We start from the raw sequence: 19,245 nt of genomic DNA, 5'->3' as shown, positions 1-19,245 counted from the left end.
GCGGCACGACGGCAGGGAAGCGGGGCGGACCGCCGGCACGACGGCAGGCAAGCGGGGCGGACCGCCGGCAGGGCGCGGCGCGGAAGAGGGGCGGGCCCGCCGGCCCGCCCCTCCCGGTGTGCTGTGTGCGGCCCGCCTACAGGGTGGCGGCCGCGGACTTGATGGCCGAGGCGAAGGTCGAGACCTCGGTGTAGACACCGGGGTAGCCGGCCCTGGCGCAGCCGTAACCCCAGCTCACGATGCCGACCTGGATCCAGGCGCCCGCGTTGTCCCGGCGGAACATCGGGCCGCCGGAGTCACCCTGGCAGGTGTCGACACCGCCCTCGTTGTAGCCGGCGCAGATCTCCTCGCCCGGGATGAGCTCGTCGTACGCGCGGCCGCACTCGGCGTCGGAGACGAACGGGACCTGCGCCTTGAGCAGGTAGCGCTGCTGCGGGCCGCCCTCGCGGGCCGCGCCCCAGCCGGCGACGGTGAACGTGCCGCTGTTGTACGCCGTCGTCTCGGCGATCTTGAGGGTCGGCAGGTTGATCGGCTGAGCAAGCTTGATCAGTGCCCAGTCCTTGCCGGAGCCGTTGTAGCCGGGGGCCTGCAGGACCTTGGTGGAGCGGACCTTGATGGCGCTGGAGCTCTGGAGGTCCACGACGCCCGCGGTCGCGGTGATGCTGGTGTTGTTGCCGGAGCCGCTCACGCAGTGGGCGGCGGTCAGGACGATGTCTTTGGTGTAGAGCGCTCCGCCGCAGCCCATGGAGAGCCGGACCATGAAGGGGAACTCGCCCTGCGCGGCGCGGGTGCCGCCGACGACGGGCGGGGTGGCGGCCGATGCGGAGGAGGGCTGGAGGCTGATGGCGGCGAGCATGACGGCGCCGGCGGCGGCGCATCTCTTGAGCACGCTCAGAAGCTTCAACAGACTGCCTTTCGTGGGGGGTTGACGTCTGCCCTGGGTCGGAGCACATGCGGCAGCGCGGGGAATGACATGCGCCCGACAAGGCGGTGAACCGGATTATGGGCACCGGATTGCGAACCCCACAAGGAGTGCGTTCCGGCCATTCGTGGGGCCGCGGGACAGAGGTTCCGCACCGCCCCGGCCGTAGAGTTGAAGGCGGCCGACTGTCGTGCATGGGGGTACGGGACGTGGCGAACGGCAGTGAGGTGGTGCACGGCTTTCCGCACCTCGACACGGTGCGGTCGGCGGTCACCGCCCTGTACCGCCGGCTCTCACCCGAGGGCGTGCACTCCTACGCCCCGAGCGTGCTGCCGGCGGACGTGGCCTTCGGCGACGAGGACGACCTGCATCTGGGCGCCCAGCGGGTGGCGAGCGCCCTGGTACGGCATCTGCGGCTCCCCGACGCCCGCGTGATCGTGAGCTTCCGCGCGATGGAGCACGCGGCGAGCGTCGAACTGGCCGCCGGTCCCGAGTACTTCATCGAGCTGAACGACCGCTTCCGCACGCACCGGCGCGACATCGGCGCGGCCCTCGCGCACGAGATCACCCATGTGCTGCTGCACCGGCTCGGGCTCTCGTTCCCCGGCCTGCGCGCCAACGAGATCCTCACCGACACCGTGACCACCTATCTCGGGGCGGGCTGGCTGCTGCTGGACGCGTTCCGCGAGGACGGCGTCTCCAGCCAGAAGCTCGGCTACCTCACCCCGGAGGAGTTCGGCTACGTGCTCGCCGGGCGCGCCCTGGCCTTCGGCGAGGACCCTTCGCCGTGGTTCACCAGCGCACAGGGCTACAGCGCCTACACCGCCGGGCGCGCGCAGGCGCTGCGCGACGCCCGGCGCCCGCCGCTCACCACCGCGGGCCGCCTCGCCCGCCACCGTTACGCGAAGGACCGCCGCCACGCGCTGGAGAACCCGTCACGGCAGCACGCGGGAGGGGGCGCGGAAGAGGGCGCGTACCTCTTCGAGCCCGGCCCCGGCGGTCTGCGCGTCTCCTTCCCCTGCACCACCTGCCACCAGCGGATCCGGGTGCCCGTACGGGGCCGGGTGCGTGCCCGGTGCGGCCTGTGCCGGACGATTCTCGAATGCGACACTTGACCTCACCTCCGTAGGGTCGTGTCATGGACGAGAGCCACCTGGACGAGGGCCGCACGGGCGACGGCACGGCCGACGCGCAGCGGGCGGCGGACGTGCGCGCCCTCTTCGCGGCGGTGTACGACGGCGACGACGACGCGGTGGTGCGGCTGCTGCGCACGGGCGTACCGACCGAGAGCCTGGGCGAGGACGGGCAGACACCGCTGTATCTGGCGGCCGTGGAGGGCGAGCCAGGCATCGTCCGGCTGCTGCTGGCCGCGGGCGCCGATCCCGACCGGGCCTCGGGGCCCGGGAACGACGACCTGCCGCTGTGCGGGGCGGCGGTCGGCGGACACACCGACGTCGTACGCGCCCTGCTCGCCGCGGGCGCCACACCGGACCGGCGGGAATTGCTCGGCTTCACCGCGCTGGCCTGGGCGGTGGGCCAGGGCCACGCGGACACGGTGGAGGCGCTGCTCGAGCACGGCGCCGACCCCGATCTGGTCTCTCCGAACGGTGATCCGCCGCTGGTGGTGGCGGCCAGGCGCGGCTCGCCGTCGACCGTGCGGGCGCTGCTGCGGTACGGGGCGGGCGCGCGGTCCGAGGCGCTGGCGGAGGCCCGCCGATGGCTGGCACTGGACGTGGAGCAGCAGGTGCGGGAGGGACTGCTGGCTCACGAGCCGGGGGCGGAGACCGTGTCGCGGCGCGTCGCCGAGGACGGCGGGACGACGGTCGTCGTGGAGGTGCTGCGCGACGGCAGGCCCGCGGCGGGCAACGAGCAGCAGACCGGGCACGGGGCCATCGCCACCCTCCTGGAGGAGGAGCTCGGCATCCCGACCCCGTACGCGAGCCTGGCGGAACGGGCGTTGCGCGAGGGCGACCCGGACCGGGACGACTGGATCGAGTCGGTGTCGGCGTTGTGGCGGCGCGGCGACGAGGAGACCTTCCAGGCGGCGGCCGCGTGGTGCGGGAGCGACGACCCGCTGCGCCAGGCGTTCGCCGCGGACGTCCTCGGCCAGCTGGGGTTCGTGTACACCGGCCCGGACGGGACCGGCGCCGACGATGCGGGGGCGGAGGACGGAGACGGACGCGGCGGCGGGGAGGTCGGGCACGCGGGCCGGATCGTGCGGCCGTTCGCGGCGCGGGCGCTGCCTCTGCTGCGCGAGCTGTCGCGGGAGGCGCGCGACCCGGAGCTGATCCAGGCGGCGGTCACGGCACTAGGGCACCACGCGGACCCCTCGGTGCTGGACGACATCCTGCGGCACGCCGGGCACCCGGACGCGGCGGTCCGCCACCGGGTGGCGCTGGCGCTGTGCGGACTGGTTCCGGGCGACCACGCGGAGGCGGTCACGACGCTGATCGCGCTGAGCGGGGACGCGGCCCGCGAGGTCAGGGACTGGTCCACGACGGCGCTGGCGGAGCTGGACGCCGACACCCCGGAGATCCGCGAGGCGCTGGCGGCCCGGATCGACGACCCCGACGCGGACACCGCCGCGGAGGCGGCGCGCGGACTGGCGATCCGTCAGGACCCGCGGGCTCACGAGGCGCTGGTGCGGCTGCTGGCCGACGGGGATCCGGAGAGCCCGGCGCACGGCACCGCGACGGACGCGGTGCGGCACATCAGGGACGAACGGATCAGGCGGCGCCTGGAGGCGACGGTGCCGCGGCGTCCGTAGGGCGGTGGCCCGAGGACTCGCGGGAGCCATAACGGCTCACAGGAGTCTGAGCCTGCCCGGCGCGTGCTCCTCGAAGACCGCCACGATCCAGTCGAAGACGGTGGGGCCCGCTCCGGCGCGGGCGCGCGCGAGCTGGTCGAGGATCTCGGCGCGGTTGTCGGGGTGCGCGCGCCGGGCACGCAGGCCCAGCTGCCGTACCGTCTCCTCCCGTCCGAGGGCGCGCCGGGAGAGCTCGTGGTCGCGCCACTCGACGACGAAGTCGCCGTCGTCGGGGGTGCCCATGCCGCCGCCGAGGCAGTCGGCGAGGGCGTCCAGGTTGCGGCCGAAGTATCCGCCGGGGCCGTTCACGGCTTCGCCGATCACCGTCCAGAAGCTCTCCAGGTCGGTGACCTCCGCCCCGTCGATCACATAGGTGGTCGTCACGGGGCGGAGGATACCGGTGGCCGGTCGGCGTCCAGCGGTTCAGCAGTCGTGGTCGACGAGGTCGAAGGACTCGTAGTGGTCGGCGGTGTAGTAGTCCTCCTGCACTGCCTCTCCGGTGACGATCCGCCGTGCGCCGCGTGTGGGGGAACCCGGCGTGACGACGGTGTACTCGTGGTAGTAGCCGGACGACTGCGACGGCAGGATGCCCTCGCGGTTCTGGAAGACGGTGCCGTCCTGCTCGTAGGGGAACGGCCCGCCCTGCTCGATCAGGTCGAGCGTGTCGTGCGCCTGCGATGGCAGGGCGGAGTAGCAGATCTCGCCGACCGCCGCTGGGGACGCGGGGGCGGCGGTGGCGGCCTGGCCACCGAGGAGAAGGGTCGAGACGAGGGCGGCGATGCCGCCTGCGGCAGCTAGTCGTGGGGGGATTCGCATGGCACCCATTGATGCGCGTAGACCCTGCCGCGTCAACGGCAACTGGGCGGAATTTCCCGGGAGTTAACGGGCTGCGACCACCGCGCCGAACACCTTCACGGACCGGTCGCGGGTCCTGCACGGCATCACCGCGTCCCGTACACCGGCCCCGGTTCCGCCGCCCGCACGAGCAGCTCCCGTACGGCTCCGCCCGCCTCTTGAGGCGTCCATCGGGTACCCCGGTCGGCGGTCGGGCCCGGCCGCCAGCCCTCCATCACGGTGATGCGGCCCGCTTCCGCCTCGAAGACGCGACCGGTCACGCCGGCGCAGTCGGCGGAGCCGAGCCACACGACGAGCGGCGACACGTTGGCGGGCGCCATCGCGTCGAAGCCGCCGTGCTCCGGGGCCGCCATGGTGGTCGCGAAGGTCCGTTCGGTCATCCGGGTGCGGGCGGCCGGGGCGATGGCGTTGACCTGGACGCCGTACCGCGCCGTCTCGGCCGCGGCGACCAGGGTGAGGGCGACGATCCCGGCCTTGGCGGCCGCGTAGTTGCCCTGGCCGACGCTGCCGAGCAGTCCGGCGCCGGAGCTGGTGTTGACCACCCTGGCCGTCTGCGGGCGCCCGGCCTTCGTCTCGGCCCGCCAGTGCGCCGCCGCATGCCGGAGCGGCAGGAAGTGCCCCTTGAGGTGGACGCGCACGACGGCGTCCCAGTCGTCCTCGTCGAGGTTCACGAGCATCCGGTCGCGCAGGAACCCGGCGTTGTTGACCAGGGTGTCCAGCCGCCCGAAGGCGTCGACTGCGGCCGCGACCAGGGAGGCGGCGCCGGCGCTCGTCGCGATGTCGCCGGCGTGGGCGATCGCGGTGCCGCCCGCCGCTGTGATCTCGTCGGCGACCGCGCGGGCCGGATCGTCCGAGCCGCCCGCCCCGTCGAGCGAGACGCCCAGGTCGTTGACGACGACCTTGGCCCCCTCGGCGGCGAAGGCCAGCGCGTGGGCGCGGCCGAGACCGCGGCCGGCTCCGGTCACGATCACCACGCGTCCTTCGCAGATTCCCTTCATTCCGCGTCTCCTTGTCGTAGCCGGCCCACTCGTGGCCGGTTCACCGTGGCGGCGTCGAGGAAGGCGGGCCGCTCGCCGCCGCCATGGACGAGCAGGGACGCGCCGCTGATGTACGCGGCGCGCGGGGAGGCGAGGAAGACGGCCGCGTCGCCCGCGTCGGACGGCTCGGCGAGCCTGCCCAGCGGCACGGTGCGGCCGACGGCGGCGACCCCGTCCTCGTCGCCGTAGTGCAGGGCGGACCGCTCGGTGCGGACCATGCCGAGCACCAGCGTGTTCACCCGGATCCGGGGCGCCCATTCGACGGCCATGGAGCGCGCGAGGCTCTCCAGCCCGGCCTTGGCGGCGCCGTACGCGGCGGAGCCGGGCGAGGGCCGCGCTCCGCCGACGCTGCCGATCATGACGATCGAGCCGCCGGAGGCGTCGAGATGCGGGCGGGCGGCGAGGGAGGCGGTCAGGGGCGCGAGGAGGTTGAGCTCGACCACGCGCGCGTGGCGCTGCGCGTCGGCCTCTTCGAGCAGCCGGTACGGCGTGCCGCCCGCGTTGTTGACGAGTGTGTCCAGCCGTCCGTACCGGGCGGCCACCGTGTCGAGGAACTCCCCCACCGCGGCCGCGTCCCGCACGTCGAGGCGGGTGAACTCCACGCCCGGCAGGGCGACTTCGGGCGGCCGGCGGGCGCAGGCCACGACGGTGGCGCCCGCCCTCGCGAAGGCCCGGGCGATGCCCGCGCCGACGCCGCGCGTGCCGCCGGTGACGACGACGACCCTCCCGTCCAGCTCCATCGGCTGCTACCTTCCCTACCTAACAAACGTTTGGTGGAAGGTAGATGATCCGCTCATGACGGTCTCCACCGCAAGCCCACGGAAGGGCGTTCGCCGCGTCACCGTCGACTTCCCGCCCGTCAACGCCCTTCCCGTACGCGGCTGGTACGCGCTCGCCGACGCCGTGCGCGCCGCCGGCCGCGACCCGGACGTCCGCTGCGTGGTCCTCGCCGCCGAGGGCCGCGGGTTCAACGCGGGCGTGGACATCAAGGAGCTGCAGCGGGACACCGGCCACCGGGCCCTGCTGGACGTCAACCGCGGCTGCGCGGAGGCGTTCGCCGCCGTCCACGAGTGCGAGGTCCCGGTCGTCGCCGCCGTCCACGGCTTCTGCCTGGGCGGCGGCATCGGCCTCGTCGGCAACGCGGACGTGATCATCGCCTCGCGGGACGCCGTCTTCGGGCTGCCCGAGCTGGACCGCGGCGCGCTGGGCGCGGCCACCCATCTGGCCCGGCTGGTGCCTCCGCACCTGATGCGGGCCCTGTACTACACCGCGCGCACCGCGACCGCCGAGGACCTCCACGCGCACGGCTCGGTGTGGAAGGTCGTCCCCCGCGCCGAACTCGCCCGTGAGGCCCTGGAAATGGCCGAGGAGATCGCCCGGAAGGACGGCACGCTGCTGCGCCTGGCGAAGGCCGCGATCAACGGCATCGACCCCGTCGACGTACGCCGCAGCTACCGGTTCGAGCAGGGCTTCACCTACGAGGCGGAGCTGAGCGGCCTCGCCGGGCGCGTACGCGGCACGTTCGGGACCACGAACGGCGACGCGGCGCACGCGCCGGAGGCGGGCGGCGCGGCATGAGGGACAAGACCATGACCGCCGACGAGGCCGTGTCGCGCCTGCGCAGCGGGATGACCGTCGGCATCGGCGGATGGGGCTCGCGGCGCAAGCCCATGGCCCTGGTGCGTGCGCTGCTCCGCAGCCGGATCACCGATCTCACGGTGGTCTCGTACGGCGGCCCCGACGTCGGCCTCCTCGCCGCCGCCGGACGCATCCGCCGCCTGGTCACCGCCTTCGTCACGCTCGACTCCGTCCCCCTGGAACCGCACTTCCGGGCGGCGCGCGAACGCGGGGCGTTCGAGCTGACGGAGATCGACGAGGCCATGTTCATGTGGGGACTGCACGCCGCCGCCAACCGGCTGCCGTTCCTGCCGGTCCGGGCGGGGCTCGGCTCGGACGTCATGACGGTCAACCCGGGCCTGCGCACGGTCACGTCGCCGTACGAGGACGGGGAGACGTTCGTCGCCGCACCCGCCCTGCGCATGGACGCGGCGCTCGTCCACATGAACCGCTGCGACCGGCTCGGCAACGGCCAGTATCTCGGCCCCGACCCGTACTTCGACGACCTGTTCTGCGAGGCCGCCGACGCCGCGTACGTCTCCTGCGAGCAGCTCGTCGGGACCGCCGAGCTGACCGAGGGCGCCGCACACCAGACCCTGCTGCTCGCCCGGCACGCGGTCACCGGCGTCGTCGAGGCGCCGAACGGCGCGCACTTCACCTCCTGCGCACCCGATCACGGGCGGGACGAGGCGTTCCAGCGGATGTACGCGACGACCCCCTGGGCCGACTTCTCGGCACGCTTCCTTTCCGGGGACGAGGACACCTACCAGTCGGCCGTCCGGGCCTGGCACGAGGAGCGGGAATGACCGTCACCAGGGCCGAGCACTGTGTCATCGCCTGCGCCGAGGCATGGCGCGACGCGGGGGAGGTACTGGCGAGCCCGATGGGCCTGATCCCGTCCCTCGGGGCGCGGCTCGCCAGGCTCACCTTCTCCCCCGATCTGCTGCTGACCGACGGCGAGGCGATGCTCGTCGCACCGGACGGCACCGTCGAGGGCTGGCTGCCGTACCGCAGGCACCTCGCCCTGGTCACCGGTGGGAAGCGGCACGTGATGATGGGCGCGAGCCAGCTCGACCGCCACGGCAACCAGAACATCTCCTGCGTCGGCGACTGGGCCAGGCCCCGCCGCCAGCTGCTCGGGGTGCGCGGCGCACCGGTCAACACCCTGAACAATCCCACCAGTTACTGGGTGCCCCGGCACTCGGCCCGGGTCTTCGTCGAGCGGGTCGACATGGTGTGCGGGGTGGGGTACGACCGGGCGGCCGGGGCGCGGTTCCACCGCGTCGAGCGGGTCGTGACCAACCTGGGCGTCTTCGATTTCGCCACGCCCGACCGCTCGATGCGGCTCGTCTCGCTGCATCCCGGGGTGACGGCCGGCGAGGTACGGGACGCGACGGGCTTCGCCCCGGTGATCCCCGACGAGGTCCCGTACACCCGCGATCCCACCGCAGGCGAACTGCGGCTGATCCGGGAGGTCCTCGATCCGGGCCGCGCGCGCGAACGGGAGGTGCGGTCCTGATGGAGACCGCGCTCACCCGGCTGACCGGCGTGCGCCACCCCGTCGTCCAGACCGGCATGGGCTGGGTCGCGGGCCCGCGGCTGGTCACGGCGACGGCTCGGGCCGGAGCACTCGGCATCCTCGCCTCGGCGACCATGACGACGGACGAGCTGAGGGCCGCCGTCCGCGAGGTGAAGTCCCGCACGGACGCGCCGTTCGGCGTCAATCTGCGCGCGGACGCGGCGGACGCGGACGAGCGGGTGCGGATCATCGTCGACGAGGGCGTGCGGGTCGCGTCGTTCGCGCTGGCCCCCTCCCGGGACCTGATCGCCCGCCTCAAGGACGCGGGCGTGGTCGTGATGCCCTCGGTCGGGGCGCGCCGGCACGCCGAGAAGGTGGCGGCGTGGGGCGCGGACGCGGTGATCGTGCAGGGCGCGGAGGGCGGCGGGCACACCGGGGACGTCGCGACGAGTGTCCTCCTGCCGCAGGTCGTGGACGCGGTCGGCATCCCTGTGGTCGCGGCGGGCGGCTTCCACGACGGGCGCGGACTGGTCGCGGCGCTGGCGTACGGCGCGGCCGGTATCGCGATGGGCACGCGCTTCCTGCTGACGTCCGACTCGACGGTCCCGGCCGCGGTCAAGGCGCGCTACCTGGCGGCGGGCGTCGCGGACGTGACCGTGACGAGGGCGGTCGACGGCCTGCCGCACCGGATGCTGCGCACGGACCTGGTCGCCTCGCTGGAGGGCGCGGGGCGCATGACGTCACTGGCACGGGCGGTGCGCAGGGCGTCCGCGTACCGCAGGCTGTCGGGCCTGACGTGGCGCCGGATGATCGCGGACGGCCGGGCGATGCGGCGCGGCCGTGACCTGAGCTGGCCGCAGGTTCTCCTCGCGGCCAACACCCCCGTGCTGCTGCGCGCCTCGATGGTCGAGGGCCGCACGGACCTGGGCGTGATGGCGTCGGGCCAGGTGGCGGGCGTGATCGACGACCTGCCGAGCTGCGAGGAGCTGGTGTCGCGGGTGATGCGGGAGGCGTCGGAGGTGGTGGAGGGGTTGCCGCGGGGGTGAGGTGGGGGGCGCTGCCCCCGGACCCCCGCGCCTCAATCGCCGGCGGGGCTGCATTTGCAGCCCGTCCGGCGATTGAGGACGCCGCGCGGAGCGCGGTACCGGGGTCTGGGGCGAAGCCCCAGTTACGGGATGGGGGTCCCTCCCACGGCCGCCAGGCCGTAGGGGGAGGGCGGGGAGGGGAACTGCTCGCGCAGCGCCCCCCGTCACGCTCCCGCGCCGCCACCCCCGCGCCGCGTACGCCCGCGACCGCCCGCCTCGCCCTGCGCACGCGTGCGCCCGCGGGCACCCGCGTCGCCTGCCTGCGTCCGCCCGCGGCCACGGCCCCGCGTCGGGGACTCGTCGTGCGACGTCCGCGGGGCGTCCCCGCTGCGACGCGCCGACGGGCGGCGTCGGCGGGACGCCGACCCCGGCTTCGCGGACGGCGGGGTCGGCTGCGGGACCTCGATCGTGATCGCCACACCCGACGGCTCACGTGCACCGGTCAGGCGGGCCAGCTCCTCGTCGCTGGACTTGATCCGGGCGGTCCGCGGCTGTATCCCCGCATCCGCCATCAGCCGCGTCATCTCGCGGCGCTGCTCGGGCAGCACCAGCGTCACGACACTGCCGGACTCACCCGCACGGGCGGTGCGCCCGCCACGGTGCAGGTAGTCCTTGTGGTCCACGGGCGGATCCACATTGACCACCAGGTCGAGGTCGTCGACGTGGATGCCGCGCGCCGCCACGTTCGTCGCGACCAGCGCGGTGACCTGCCCGTTCTTGAACTGGTCCAGCGTGCGGTTGCGCTGCGGCTGCGAACGGCCGCCGTGCAGGGCGGCCGCCGGCACACCACTGGCCAGCAGCCGCTTGGCGAACCGGTCGGCGGTCCGCTTGGTGTCGACGAAGAGGATCACCCGTCCGTCGCGGGCCGCGATGCGTACGGCGACGGCCTTCTTGTCGGTCTCGTCGGCGACGTGCAGCACGTGGTGCTCCATCGTCGTGACCGCACCGGCGGAGGGGTCGACCGAGTGCACGACGGGGTCGCTGAGGTACATCCGCACCAGCCGGTCGATGTTCTTGTCCAGCGTCGCGGAGAACAGCATCCGCTGACCGTCCGGCTCGACCTGCTTCATCAGCGCCGTGACCTGCGGCATGAAGCCCATGTCGGCCATCTGGTCGGCCTCGTCGAGAACCGTGACGGACACCTGGTCGAGGCGGCAGTCGCCGCGTTCGACGAGGTCGATCAGCCGTCCGGGCGTCGCCACGAGCACCTCGGCGCCGCGCCGCAGCGATCCCGCCTGCTTGTTGATCGACATTCCCCCGACGACCGTGGCGAGCCGCAGCTGCACGGAGGTCGCGTACGGGGCGAGGGCATCGGTGACCTGCTGCGCGAGTTCACGCGTCGGCACCAGGACGAGCGCCAGCGGCGCCTTCGGCTCGGCCCGCCGGCCCGCGGTGCGGGCGAGCAGCGCGAGCCCGAAGGCGAGCGTCTTGCCCGAGCCGGTGCGCCCGCGGCCGAGGACGTCGCGGCCGGCCAGGGAGTTCGGCAGGGTCGCCGCCTGGATGGGGAACGGGTCGGTGACGCCCTGGGCGCCGAGGGTCTTGAGCAGGGCGGCCGGCATGTCCAGCTCACCGAACGCCTGGACGGCAGGCAACGCCGGGGTGATGGTTTCCGGCAGCGTGAATTCCTGCGGCGCGACCGGACGGCGGGCGGCCGACTTCGCGGCGCCCCTCGCGGGGGCCTTGGCACGCGAGGTGGTGCGGGTGCCTGCCGGTCGCTTTCGTACCGGACGTTCGGAGCGGTTCATCAATGCCTTTCTGGTCCCTGTGGACAGAACGAGCCGGGGCCCGCACCGTGCAGGTGCGGGCCCCGGCCGAGGTGTACGTCCAGCGATCAGGCCGGGACGATGTTCTCCGCCTGCGGGCCCTTCTGGCCCTGCGTGACGTCGAAGGTGACCTTCTGGCCTTCCTGGAGCTCGCGGAAGCCCGAGGTGGCGATGTTCGAGTAGTGGGCGAAGACGTCGGCGCCGCCGCCGTCCTGCTCGATGAAGCCGAAGCCCTTTTCCGCGTTGAACCACTTCACGGTGCCAGTTGCCATGTCATTCTCCTAAAACGGGGCAAGCCGAGAATCCACACTGCGCGAATTCCCTGTCGCTGCATTGACCCCATCCGGAGAGTGCCGGAAACAAAACGTGCGCCTGAGGAAGCATTCCCGTCAGGCGCACACAAAGTTCATGGGTACCAAAACTGCAACGCCTTCACCGTAGCACGTATCCACGGAGAAGGTCGCGTTACCTGGAGCACAATCCCGGTCATGGACATGGACACGACCAAGAACACCGCCCGTACGCTCTGGTACCGCGTCGAACCGGTCCACGCCGTCACCTACTTCGCGCCCGAGTCCCACGCCGCCTTCGAGGCGCCCGGGCCGCGGGGCGCGCTGCGGGCGGGCATCGACCTGCCGCGCGCTCCGAACTCCAGCCGTACCGCGGCTGGTCGGACGGGCAGTGGTCGGATGCGCGCCAACGCCTCGCTGGGTGCGGTCCGTTGATGCCTGACGGTACGAGCTGGTGAAGACGCTGACACCGCTCGCCCGCGCATGAGCGGGCTCCGCCCGCGTCACGGCGCTACAGCCGCTCCAGGATCGTCACGTTCGCCTGGCCCCCGCCCTCGCACATCGTCTGGAGACCGAAGCGGCCACCCACCCTCTCCAGCTCGCACAGCAGCGTCGTCATCAGCCGCACCCCCGTCGCCCCCAGCGGGTGGCCCAGCGCGATCGCCCCGCCGTTCACGTTCACCCGGGCCGGGTCCGCGCCGGTTTCGCGCAGCCAGGCCAGGACGACCGGGGCGAACGCCTCGTTGATCTCCACGAGGTCGATGTCGTCGATGGACAGGCCCGTCTTCTTCAGGGCGTGCGCCGTCGCCGGGATCGGGGCCGTGAGCATGCGGATCGGGTCCTCGCCGCGGACCGACAGGTGGTGGATGCGGGCCCGCGGCGTCAGGCCGTGCTCCGCCACCGCCCGGTCGCTCGCGAGCAGCATCGCCGCCGCCCCGTCCGACACCTGCGAGGAGCACGCCGCCGTGATCGTGCCGCCCGCCAGGACGGGCGGCAGCGCAGCCATCTTCTCCGGCGTCGTGTCCCTGCGCGGTCCTTCGTCCACGGCGACGGGGCCGTACGGGACGAGCTCCCGGTCGAAGCGGCCCTCGTCGATCGCGCGGATCGCCCGTTGGTGGGAGAGGAGGGCGTACTCCTCCATCTCCCGTCGCGTGATGCGCCACTTGGCGGCGATCGACTCGGCGCCGTGGAACTGGTTGACCGGCCGGTCCCCGTAGCGGGCGCGCCAGCCTTCGCTGCCCGCGTACGGCCCTTCGGTGAGTCCGAGCGGTTCGGCGGCCTGCCGGGACGCGTACGCGATGGGGATCATCGACATGTTCTGCGTGCCGCCGGCGACCACGAGGTCCTGTGTGCCGGAGAGTACGGCCTGCGCGGCGAAGTGGACCGCCTGCTGCGAGGAGCCGCACTGCCGGTCGACCGTGACTCCCGGCACCTCCTCGGGCAGCCCGGCGGCGAGCCACGAGGTGCGGGCGATGTCGCCGGCCTGCGGGCCGACCGTGTCCAGGCAGCCGAACACGACGTCGTCGACGGCCGCCGGGTCGATCCCCGCGCGGGCGACCAGGGCCCGCAGCACATGGGCGCCGAGGTCGGCCGGGTGGACCGCGGCGAGTCCTCCCCTGCGCCGGCCGACCGGGGTGCGTACCGCTTCGACGATGTAGACCTCGGTCATGGCTGGGGCTCCTTGTCCGGTCAGGTGCGTACGGCGATACCGTCCAGCACCATCGACAGGTACTGGCGGGCGATCTCCTCGGGGCTGTGCAGTCCTCCGGGCCGGTACCAGGACGCGGCGACCCACACCGTGTCGCGCACGAAGCGGTAGGCGAGCCGGATGTCGAGGTCGGCGCGGAAGACGCGTTCGGCGACCCCGCGCTCCAGCGTCCCGAGCCAGGCCTTCTCGAACTTGGCCTGGGACTCGGTGAGATAGGCGAAACGCGGCTGCGCGGCCAGGTGCCGGGACTCCTTCTGGTAGATGGCGACGGCCGCCCGGTGCCGGTCGATCTCGCGGAACGATTCGGTGACGAGCGCCTCGATGGTCTCCCGCGGTCCGAGCCCGGCGGCGAGGACGGCGTCATAGCCGGCCCACAGCTCGTCGAGGAACGTCGAGAGGATCTCGTCGAGCATCGATTCCTTGGAGTCGAAGTGGTAGTAGAGGCTGCCGGCGAGCATGCCGGCCTCGTCGGCGATGCGGCGGACGGTGGTCGCGTTGTAGCCGTGCGCGGCGAACACCTCGGCCGCGGTGGCGAGGAGTTCGGCGCGCCGCTCGGGCGGGGCCGGGTTCACCTGGTTCTTCTTCGTCAGAGGCACGGGTCCATTGTCGTCCCGCGCGCCCGGCCCGTTACGCATGCTGGCTGCTGACGGAGACGACCTCGCCGGTCAGGTAGGACGCGTAGCCGGACGCCAGGAAGACGATGACGTTGGCGACCTCCCAGGGCTCGGCGTAGCGACCGAACGCCTCGCGGGCGGTGAGCTCCTCCAGAAGTCCGGCGGAGGTGACCTTCGCCAGGTGGGGGTGTATGGCGAGGCTCGGGGCGACCGCGTTGACACGGACGCCGTACGCGGCGGCCTCGATCGCCGCGCACCGGGTGAGCGCCATGACGCCCGCCTTGGCGGCGGCGTAGTGGGCCACTCCGGCCTGGGCACGCCAGCCGGCGACGGAGGCGTTGTTGACGATCACGCCGCCGCCGGGGCGCTCACGCAGGCGGCGCAGGGCGGCGCGGGTGCAGCGGAAGGTGCCGTTCAGGGTGACGTCGAGGACGCGGGTCCACTGGTCGTCGGTCATGTCGGCGAGCGTGGCGGTGCCGCCGAGTCCGGCGTTGTTGACGACGACGTCGAGCCCGCCGTGCAGCCGGACGGCGGTGTCGAACAGGGCCTGGACCTGGTCCTCCCGGGTCACGTCGCAGGGCAGCGCGGCGACCGCGTCCGGGCCGAACTCCGCGGCGAGCGCGGCCTCGCACTCCTTCAGGCGGCGCGCGTGGGCGTCGGAGAGGAGGACGCGCGCGCCTTCCTCCAGGAGTCTGCGCGCGGTCGCCCCGCCGATCCCGGCCCCGGCGGCGGCCGTGATGACGGCGGTCCGCCCCGCGAGCAGGCCGTGCCCGGGTTCGTACCGCGGCGGGGAGCCGTCGCCGTGCGTCTGCGCCCTGTTGTCCGTCACATCGGCACGTTAACCTACCAAACACTTGTTAGGGAAGGAGCGTGATGGACCTCGACCTGTCCCCGGCCCATCAGGACCTGCGCGCCGAGGCCCGGGCCTGGCTCGCCGAGCACGTTCCCCGCGCGCCCCTGCCGTCGCTGGAGACCGAGGAGGGCTTCGCGGCGCACCGCGCGTGGGAGGCCCGGCTCGCGGCGGACCGCTGGTCGGCGGTCTCCTGGCCCGAGCGGTACGGCGGACGCGGCGCCGACCTCACCGGCTGGCTGCTCTTCGAGGAGGAGTACTGGGCGTCGGGCGCGCCGGGCCGGGTCTCGCAGAACGGCATCGCCCTGCTCGCCCCCACCCTCTTCGACCACGGCACCGAGGAGCAGCGTGCCCGCGTCCTGCCGCCGATGGCGCGCGGCGAGACCGTGTGGGCGCAGGCGTGGTCCGAGCCGGAGGCAGGCTCGGACCTCGCCTCGCTCCGGTCCCGGGCGGTGCGCACGGACGGCGGCTGGCTGCTGACGGGCACCAAGACGTGGTCGTCGCGGGCGGCGTTCGCGGACCGGGCCTTCGGCATCTTCCGCACGGGTCCCGCCGGCGGAAAACCCCACGAGGGCCTGACCTACCTGATGTTCGACCTGAGGGCGCCGGGGGTGGAAGTCCGGCCGATCGGGCGCCTCGACGGCAAGCCGGCCTTCGCCGAGCTGTTCCTCGACGAGGTCTTCGTCCCGGACGAGGACGTGATCGGCGAGCCCGGTCACGGGTGGCGGATCGCGATGTCGACGGCCGGCAACGAGCGCGGCCTGACCCTGCGCTCCCCCGGCCGCTTCCTCGCCGCCGCGGACCGGCTCGTACGGCAGTGGCGCGCCTCGGCCGACCCGGCGGACACGGCGCTGCGGGACCGGGTCGCCGACGCGGTCGTCGGTGCCCGCGCCTACCGGCTGTTCACCTTCGCGGCCGCCTCCCGCCTCGCCGAAGGCACGGGAACGGCGGCCGAGTCCAGCCTCAACAAGGTCTTCTGGTCGCAGTACGACATCGCCCTGCACGAGACGGCGCTCGACCTGCTCGGCGCCGACGGCGAGCTGCGCGACACCCCGTGGGCCGAGGGCCATGTCTTCTCGCTGGCCGGCCCGATCTACGCCGGTACGAACGAGATCCAGCGCGACATCATCGCCGAGCGGCTGCTCGGCCTGCCGAAGGGCCGCCGCTGATGCGCTTCCTGCCGACCGCCGAACAGCAGGCGTTCATCCGGTCGCTGGACTCCCTGCTGTCCGCGGCCGGTGCGCCGGCCGCCGCACGTGCCTGGTCGGCGGGCGACCGCGCGCCCGGCGCGGCGCTCTGGGCGCGGCTCGCCGGTGCCGGCGTGTTCGCGCTCGCGGCACCGGAGGCGTACGGCGGTGTCGGTCCGCTGCCCGTCGAACTCGCGCTGAGCTTCGTGGAGTTGGGACGTCACGCGATGCCCGGTCCGGTGGTCGAGACGGTGGCGGTCGCCGCGCTGCTGGGCCGGCTCGGGCAGCAGGGCGAGACCGAGGCCGCGAAACGGCTGCTGCCCCGGCTGGTGTCGGGCGAGGAGATCGCCACGCTGGCGGTCGCCGGGAACGGCCCGTACGCCCTGGACCCGGACGCGGCCTCCGTGCTGCTGGCCGTCGACGGCGCCTCGGTGCTGCGGGCCGCCCCCGGGCACGGCCCGCTGCGGGTCTCCGCCGACCCGGTGCGGCGGCTCGGCGTGCCCATGACGGGCGGCGAGGTGCTCGCCGACGGTCCGCGCGTCGCGCGGGCGGCCGCGTACGCGGCGGATGTGGCCATGCTGGTGACCGCCGCGCAGTCGCTCGGCACCGGGCTGGCGCTGCTGGAGCGCACGGTGGCGTACGTCCGGCAGCGTACGCAGTTCGGGGTGGCCGTCGGGTCGTTCCAGGCGGTCAAGCACCGGCTCGCGGACACCCTGACGGGGCTGGAGTTCGCGCGGCCCCTGCTCCACGGGGCCGCGCTGTCGATGCACCCGGCCGATATCGCCGCGGCCAAGGCGGCAGCGGGAGAGGCGGCGTACGCCGCGGCGCTCACCGCGCTCCACCTGCACGGCGCGATCGGGTACACGGACGAGCCGGAGCTGGCCCTGTGGCTGCGCAAGGCCCGTCCGCTGCGGGACGCGTGGGGCAGTCCGGCGGTGTGCCGGGCGCGGGTGCTGTCCGGCTGACGCGCCGGTCAGCGTCGCCGGATCGTCCTGAGCCCCGGGCCCGGGCGCCAGGTCCGGACGACCAGTTCGTCACCCTCGACGCTCGTCCGCACCACCTCGCCGAGCTCGACCCGGAAGAGGTGGAAGGGCTCGGGCGGCTCGACGTCGGCGACGAAACGCGCGACCTCCTCGGCGTCGGTCACCTCGACCGCCCGCCCGGCGACGCGCACGTCACCGCCGTCCATGGAATCGTCGGCACCCGGGTTGGTGTGCAGGGCGAAACGCGGATCGCGCCGGAGGTCCAGCGCCTTGCGGGAGTTCGGCATCATGCCGAGCCACAGCTCACCGAACCGGAAGGTGACCTCGAGGCCGGTCAGGCGGGGCGATCCGTCCTTGCGGAGGGTGGCGAGTACGTGGTGCCGGTAGCGCTCGAAGCGGTGCTGGACGGTCTCGGCGAAGGCGGGCTCTGCGGTCCGGAACGCGGACCAGGGGGCGAAGGTCATGACCTCATTGCCTCACGAAAGGCGGACATCTTCTGTCCGGCTTTCCCGGCGTGTGCCATGCCGGGCCGTAACGCTGGGGTCGGGACCGCTGTCCCTGACCCGCCGGCGCTACGGTCGGGACCGCTGCCCCCGACCCGCCGGCGCTCGGGCCGGGACGCGGATCGTGACCACCGCCGCGTCGCCGTCCGTCCGCAGGTCACCCGCGTGGCCGCCGTCCACCACCGCCGCGTCGTACCGGTCGAGCGTGACCTGCCCGGCGCCGGGGCGCCCGGCCTCCAGCACCGTCGTCCCCCGCAGGGCGACGACCACGACGACCGGGCCCTCCGCGACCACCAGGGGCAGGCGGCCCCGCACGACCGCCGTGAGGACCTCGGCGCGGTCCCGGCGGTGCATGACGTTGAAGTTGACCACCGGGCCGCCGAGGAGCCGGCCGTCGGTGGCGCGGTCGCCGGGAAAGTCCCGGGGAACGAACCGCTCGTCGACGAGCAGCCTCTGGCCACCGACGGTGAGATCCATGCCCGCGCCCTCCACCACGGTGAGGGTGCGGTCCACCTCGGGGAACGCGGAGAAGGGGCCGTCCGCCGCGACATCGGCGAGGCTGATCCGCCAGTCGAAGGAGTCCATCGGCGCGCCCTCGGGCGAGACGGCGATCTCCCTGGTCACGCCGCCGCCGTTCTTCCACGGCACCGCGGTGCGGCCCGCGGCGCGCAGCACGCGCACGGTCACCGGACGATGCCCTGGGCGCGGGCGGCGGCGAGCCACTGCGGGAACTCCCCGACCAGCCGGTCGTACAGCTCGGCGTCCGGCACCTGGCGCGGGTCGAGCCCGGCGTGGAAGAAGCCGGCGTTGTCGACGGGGCGCTTGGCGGGCACGGCGAGTTCGTCGAGCTTGCGCAGGAAGTCGAACTGGGAGCTGCGCTTGTTGCCGAAACCGATGAACTGCCAGAAGAAGGGCAGCCGTGCCGCCTTGCACAGGTAGCGCTCGGCGGCGAGCTTGTTGATCGGCCCGCCGTCGGTCTGGAAGACGACCAGAGCGGGTGCGGTGGACCCGCTGTCGATGTAGTGGTCGATGACGGCGTCCATGGCCAGGTGGTAGCTGGTCCTGCCCATGTGCCCGAGGCCCGCGACGATCTCGTCGACCCGCCCGTGGTGGTGGTCGAGGGCGATGTCGGTGACGGCGTCGACGTCCGTGGAGAAGAACACGACCGGGACGCGGCCGTCGTCGTCGAGGTTGGCGGAGAGCCCGAGGACGCGGTCGGCAAGCGCCTGGACGCTGCCGTCCTTGTAGTACTCCTTCATGGACCCCGAGTAGTCGAGGACGAGATAGACGGCGGCCCGCTGACCGTGCAGTCCGTGCTTCCGGAGACTGACACCCGCGGACTTGTAGAGGCTCACGAGCGCGGGCGCCCGCTCCTCGACCTTGCGGAGGCTGATGGCCGGGCCCGGGGTTGTGCCGGCGACGGCCATGCGGCGCTCCGTTCGTCGTGTCGTACTGGCTGTGCGGGGAGATCGAACCGAGGGTACCTGCCCGGGGTCGGTGACCCAA

General features: G+C 73.5%; 22 protein-coding genes. 9 read left to right on the top strand and 13 right to left on the bottom strand.

Translation table 11 applies throughout. The features are described from left to right. Positions 1–136: 136 nt before the first annotated feature. Positions 137–856 carry a S1 family peptidase gene (locus ACF08N_RS29835; protein ID WP_392327898.1) on the bottom strand — a complete coding sequence of 240 codons (720 nt, stop codon included), beginning with the start codon at positions 854–856 and terminating at the stop codon, positions 137–139. Between the two features lie 260 nt (positions 857–1,116). On the opposite strand from ACF08N_RS29835, the gene ACF08N_RS29830 reads away from it, so the two are divergent. Continuing rightward, a complete protein-coding gene (locus ACF08N_RS29830; RefSeq protein ID WP_392327825.1) occupies positions 1,117–2,037 on the top strand; it encodes a hypothetical protein in 921 nt (306 codons plus the stop codon). A gap of 23 nt (positions 2,038–2,060) precedes the next feature. After that, the gene (locus tag ACF08N_RS29825; RefSeq protein ID WP_392327824.1) at positions 2,061–3,689 is read left to right on the top strand and encodes an ankyrin repeat domain-containing protein; all 1,629 of its coding nucleotides are present in this window, start codon (positions 2,061–2,063) and stop codon (positions 3,687–3,689) included. A gap of 36 nt (positions 3,690–3,725) precedes the next feature. Here ACF08N_RS29825 and ACF08N_RS29820 read toward each other — a convergent pair whose 3' ends face one another. The 4 genes from ACF08N_RS29820 to ACF08N_RS29805 form a co-directional block, all read right to left on the bottom strand. After that, positions 3,726–4,112: a barstar family protein gene (locus ACF08N_RS29820; RefSeq protein ID WP_392327823.1), complete on the bottom strand. Its 387-nt coding sequence runs from the start codon at positions 4,110–4,112 to the stop codon at positions 3,726–3,728. Positions 4,113–4,151: 39 nt separating this feature from the next. Further along, on the bottom strand, positions 4,152–4,544 hold the full coding sequence (locus ACF08N_RS29815) for a ribonuclease domain-containing protein (protein ID WP_392327822.1): 393 nt from the start codon (positions 4,542–4,544) through the stop codon (positions 4,152–4,154). 125 nt (positions 4,545–4,669) lie between these two features. After that, positions 4,670–5,581 carry an SDR family oxidoreductase gene (locus tag ACF08N_RS29810; RefSeq protein ID WP_392327821.1) on the bottom strand — a complete coding sequence of 304 codons (912 nt, stop codon included), beginning with the start codon at positions 5,579–5,581 and terminating at the stop codon, positions 4,670–4,672. Beyond that, positions 5,578–6,360 (bottom strand): SDR family oxidoreductase, encoded by a 783-nt coding sequence (locus ACF08N_RS29805; protein WP_392327820.1) that lies wholly within the window; start codon positions 6,358–6,360, stop codon positions 5,578–5,580. The genes ACF08N_RS29810 and ACF08N_RS29805 overlap by 4 nt, the downstream gene beginning before the upstream one ends. Before the next feature lie 55 nt (positions 6,361–6,415). Between ACF08N_RS29805 and ACF08N_RS29800 the strand changes: the two genes are divergently transcribed. From ACF08N_RS29800 to ACF08N_RS29785, 4 genes are read left to right on the top strand one after another with little or no spacing between them, the layout of a single operon-like run. After that, entirely contained in the window at positions 6,416–7,198 is a 783-nt protein-coding gene (locus tag ACF08N_RS29800) for an enoyl-CoA hydratase family protein (protein WP_392327819.1), read from the top strand. Then, the gene (locus tag ACF08N_RS29795) at positions 7,195–8,043 is read left to right on the top strand and encodes a CoA transferase subunit A (protein WP_392327818.1); all 849 of its coding nucleotides are present in this window, start codon (positions 7,195–7,197) and stop codon (positions 8,041–8,043) included. Before ACF08N_RS29800 ends, ACF08N_RS29795 begins: the two co-directional genes overlap by 4 nt. Continuing rightward, positions 8,040–8,756, top strand: a complete 717-nt coding sequence (locus ACF08N_RS29790; RefSeq protein WP_392327817.1) for a CoA-transferase subunit beta — start codon at positions 8,040–8,042, stop codon at positions 8,754–8,756. The genes ACF08N_RS29795 and ACF08N_RS29790 overlap by 4 nt, the downstream gene beginning before the upstream one ends. Beyond that, positions 8,756–9,802 carry an NAD(P)H-dependent flavin oxidoreductase gene (locus ACF08N_RS29785; protein ID WP_392327816.1) on the top strand — a complete coding sequence of 349 codons (1,047 nt, stop codon included), beginning with the start codon at positions 8,756–8,758 and terminating at the stop codon, positions 9,800–9,802. The genes ACF08N_RS29790 and ACF08N_RS29785 overlap by 1 nt, the downstream gene beginning before the upstream one ends. Positions 9,803–10,005: 203 nt before the next feature. Here the strand turns inward: ACF08N_RS29785 and ACF08N_RS29780 are convergent, their stop codons facing one another. After that, entirely contained in the window at positions 10,006–11,586 is a 1,581-nt protein-coding gene (locus tag ACF08N_RS29780) for a DEAD/DEAH box helicase (RefSeq protein WP_392327815.1), read from the bottom strand. Positions 11,587–11,672: 86 nt separating this feature from the next. Continuing rightward, positions 11,673–11,876: a cold-shock protein gene (locus ACF08N_RS29775; RefSeq protein WP_020871138.1), complete on the bottom strand. Its 204-nt coding sequence runs from the start codon at positions 11,874–11,876 to the stop codon at positions 11,673–11,675. 216 nt (positions 11,877–12,092) lie between these two features. Between ACF08N_RS29775 and ACF08N_RS29770 the strand changes: the two genes are divergently transcribed. After that, complete coding sequence (locus ACF08N_RS29770) at positions 12,093–12,329, top strand: hypothetical protein (protein ID WP_392327814.1); 237 nt, start codon at positions 12,093–12,095, stop codon at positions 12,327–12,329. Between the two features lie 76 nt (positions 12,330–12,405). On the opposite strand, the gene ACF08N_RS29765 is transcribed toward ACF08N_RS29770, so the two are convergent. Genes ACF08N_RS29765 through ACF08N_RS29755 form a run of 3 tightly spaced genes read right to left on the bottom strand, consistent with a single transcriptional unit; the run spans position 12,406 to position 15,045 of the window. Continuing rightward, entirely contained in the window at positions 12,406–13,563 is a 1,158-nt protein-coding gene (locus ACF08N_RS29765) for an acetyl-CoA C-acetyltransferase (protein ID WP_392327813.1), read from the bottom strand. A 20-nt stretch (positions 13,564–13,583) separates the two neighbouring features. Then, positions 13,584–14,198 (bottom strand): TetR/AcrR family transcriptional regulator, encoded by a 615-nt coding sequence (locus ACF08N_RS29760; RefSeq protein ID WP_392327812.1) that lies wholly within the window; start codon positions 14,196–14,198, stop codon positions 13,584–13,586. Positions 14,199–14,229: 31 nt separating this feature from the next. Continuing rightward, a complete protein-coding gene (locus ACF08N_RS29755) occupies positions 14,230–15,045 on the bottom strand; it encodes an SDR family oxidoreductase (RefSeq protein ID WP_392327811.1) in 816 nt (271 codons plus the stop codon). Between the two features lie 44 nt (positions 15,046–15,089). Between ACF08N_RS29755 and ACF08N_RS29750 the strand changes: the two genes are divergently transcribed. Further along, positions 15,090–16,235, top strand: a complete 1,146-nt coding sequence (locus ACF08N_RS29750) for an acyl-CoA dehydrogenase family protein (protein ID WP_392327810.1) — start codon at positions 15,090–15,092, stop codon at positions 16,233–16,235. Beyond that, positions 16,235–17,218, top strand: coding sequence for an acyl-CoA dehydrogenase family protein (locus tag ACF08N_RS29745; RefSeq protein WP_392327809.1), 984 nt, complete (start codon positions 16,235–16,237; stop codon positions 17,216–17,218). Before ACF08N_RS29750 ends, ACF08N_RS29745 begins: the two co-directional genes overlap by 1 nt. A gap of 8 nt (positions 17,219–17,226) precedes the next feature. Here ACF08N_RS29745 and ACF08N_RS29740 read toward each other — a convergent pair whose 3' ends face one another. The 3 genes from ACF08N_RS29740 to ACF08N_RS29730 form a co-directional block, all read right to left on the bottom strand. Next, a complete protein-coding gene (locus ACF08N_RS29740) occupies positions 17,227–17,700 on the bottom strand; it encodes a pyridoxamine 5'-phosphate oxidase family protein (RefSeq protein WP_392327808.1) in 474 nt (157 codons plus the stop codon). Between the two features lie 108 nt (positions 17,701–17,808). After that, positions 17,809–18,426 carry a HutD family protein gene (locus ACF08N_RS29735; protein WP_392327807.1) on the bottom strand — a complete coding sequence of 206 codons (618 nt, stop codon included), beginning with the start codon at positions 18,424–18,426 and terminating at the stop codon, positions 17,809–17,811. Further along, positions 18,423–19,166 carry a vWA domain-containing protein gene (locus ACF08N_RS29730; RefSeq protein WP_392327806.1) on the bottom strand — a complete coding sequence of 248 codons (744 nt, stop codon included), beginning with the start codon at positions 19,164–19,166 and terminating at the stop codon, positions 18,423–18,425. The genes ACF08N_RS29735 and ACF08N_RS29730 overlap by 4 nt, the downstream gene beginning before the upstream one ends. Positions 19,167–19,245: the final 79 nt, after the last annotated feature.

Origin of the sequence: Streptomyces sp. NPDC015127 (assembly GCF_043080095.1) — a bacterium.
GTDB lineage: Bacteria > Actinomycetota > Actinomycetes > Streptomycetales > Streptomycetaceae > Streptomyces.
This window is presented reverse-complemented; position numbering and strand designations above follow the sequence as displayed.

Bases quoted from the DNA above. Each gene is read 5' to 3' on its own strand.
- ACF08N_RS29730 (WP_392327806.1), bottom strand. From the start codon at position 19,166: ATGGCCGTCGCCGGCACAACCCCGGGCCCGGCCATCAGCCTCCGCAAG.
- ACF08N_RS29770 (WP_392327814.1), top strand. From the start codon at position 12,093: ATGGACATGGACACGACCAAGAACACCGCCCGTACGCTCTGGTACCGC.
- ACF08N_RS29830 (WP_392327825.1), top strand. From the start codon at position 1,117: ATGGGGGTACGGGACGTGGCGAACGGCAGTGAGGTGGTGCACGGCTTT.
- ACF08N_RS29775 (WP_020871138.1), bottom strand. From the start codon at position 11,876: ATGGCAACTGGCACCGTGAAGTGGTTCAACGCGGAAAAGGGCTTCGGC.
- ACF08N_RS29765 (WP_392327813.1), bottom strand. From the start codon at position 13,563: ATGACCGAGGTCTACATCGTCGAAGCGGTACGCACCCCGGTCGGCCGG.
- ACF08N_RS29805 (WP_392327820.1), bottom strand. From the start codon at position 6,360: ATGGAGCTGGACGGGAGGGTCGTCGTCGTCACCGGCGGCACGCGCGGC.
- ACF08N_RS29810 (WP_392327821.1), bottom strand. From the start codon at position 5,581: ATGAAGGGAATCTGCGAAGGACGCGTGGTGATCGTGACCGGAGCCGGC.
- ACF08N_RS29835 (WP_392327898.1), bottom strand. From the start codon at position 856: ATGCTCGCCGCCATCAGCCTCCAGCCCTCCTCCGCATCGGCCGCCACC.
- ACF08N_RS29800 (WP_392327819.1), top strand. From the start codon at position 6,416: ATGACGGTCTCCACCGCAAGCCCACGGAAGGGCGTTCGCCGCGTCACC.
- ACF08N_RS29785 (WP_392327816.1), top strand. From the start codon at position 8,756: ATGGAGACCGCGCTCACCCGGCTGACCGGCGTGCGCCACCCCGTCGTC.
- ACF08N_RS29815 (WP_392327822.1), bottom strand. From the start codon at position 4,544: ATGCGAATCCCCCCACGACTAGCTGCCGCAGGCGGCATCGCCGCCCTC.
- ACF08N_RS29780 (WP_392327815.1), bottom strand. From the start codon at position 11,586: ATGAACCGCTCCGAACGTCCGGTACGAAAGCGACCGGCAGGCACCCGC.
- ACF08N_RS29750 (WP_392327810.1), top strand. From the start codon at position 15,090: ATGGACCTCGACCTGTCCCCGGCCCATCAGGACCTGCGCGCCGAGGCC.
- ACF08N_RS29790 (WP_392327817.1), top strand. From the start codon at position 8,040: ATGACCGTCACCAGGGCCGAGCACTGTGTCATCGCCTGCGCCGAGGCA.
- ACF08N_RS29745 (WP_392327809.1), top strand. From the start codon at position 16,235: ATGCGCTTCCTGCCGACCGCCGAACAGCAGGCGTTCATCCGGTCGCTG.
- ACF08N_RS29795 (WP_392327818.1), top strand. From the start codon at position 7,195: ATGAGGGACAAGACCATGACCGCCGACGAGGCCGTGTCGCGCCTGCGC.
- ACF08N_RS29825 (WP_392327824.1), top strand. From the start codon at position 2,061: ATGGACGAGAGCCACCTGGACGAGGGCCGCACGGGCGACGGCACGGCC.
- ACF08N_RS29740 (WP_392327808.1), bottom strand. From the start codon at position 17,700: ATGACCTTCGCCCCCTGGTCCGCGTTCCGGACCGCAGAGCCCGCCTTC.